Origin of the sequence: Fructilactobacillus sanfranciscensis DSM 20451, assembly GCF_001436035.1 — a bacterium.
Taxonomy (GTDB): domain Bacteria; phylum Bacillota; class Bacilli; order Lactobacillales; family Lactobacillaceae; genus Fructilactobacillus; species Fructilactobacillus sanfranciscensis.
In genome coordinates this window covers 1-871 of record NZ_AYYM01000054.1, presented here as the reverse complement: position 1 = coordinate 871, position 871 = coordinate 1, and the positions used below count along the sequence as shown (strand labels likewise).

2 protein-coding genes are annotated in these 871 nt (G+C 29.9%); both read right to left on the bottom strand.

Features of this window, described 5'->3' with window-relative positions:
• Window positions 1–3 precede the first annotated feature (3 nt).
• Window positions 4–414, bottom strand: a complete 411-nt coding sequence (locus FD36_RS06745) for a phytoene desaturase family protein (protein ID WP_056958862.1) — start codon at window positions 412–414, stop codon at window positions 4–6.
• A 54-nt stretch (window positions 415–468) separates the two neighbouring features.
• Window positions 469–753 (bottom strand): phytoene desaturase family protein, encoded by a 285-nt coding sequence (locus FD36_RS06740; protein WP_056958861.1) that lies wholly within the window; start codon window positions 751–753, stop codon window positions 469–471.
• Window positions 754–871 lie beyond the last annotated feature (118 nt).

The following is an 871-nucleotide window of genomic DNA, read 5'->3' as shown; positions in this document are numbered from 1 at the left end:
ACTTTATGGGTTCACATCAACTTGTTTTATTTCACTATGATATTGAATTGTACCGCCAAGCTCCTTGAATCTACGTTCCAAAGCCTTGGCATATTGATACATTCCACCTTTAATGAACCAAACTCCATAAAGTAATTCAATCATGGGAATAATATTATAGATTGAAGGACCACTAAAGGGTGATATTCCAATGTACAAAGTTTGAAATGATAACAAATATTGTAGATGTTCATTAGGAATAAATTTTTTCATGTCATGATAAGAAGAAGAGAAAGTTTTCAACTTAAGTGCATTAATTAAGGTTTTTAGGTTAAAGAAGTCTTTAGGAGAACGAAAACTTTGATAAATAAAGTTATCTTTAGCGTTTAAATATTTACGATAAATGTCGGTCAAATAGTTCAAAAATCCTAACATATCAGCTTCAAAAAGTTTAGTAAGTTTTACTAAATCACTGGAAATTTCATAGTCTTAATCATCAATTTGAACCTTCATAAATGGATCAACTCGTTGCATCGTAAAATAGTCGTCTGGATTAACTCCGGTATCAACAAATGGTTGACGGTAAATATCAGGCATCATCACAATAGTAGGACCCATATCAAACTTGAATCCATCAATTTTCAGCTGATTCATTTTACCACCAACTTTATCATTTTTTTCGTAAATGGTAACATCATAGCCTTTGTTTTGTAATTGAATAGCAGTAGTTAAACCACCAATTCCTGCTCCAACGACTGCAATTTTGTTTGGCATTTATTTCTCCTTTTTTAAACGTGTTAACTTTTTTAATCAAGTTTATTTTCTTTTCTGATTTTATCATATTTCTAATAAATTAAATTTGTTTCTTAATCATAAAAAAAGACCTTAGCTT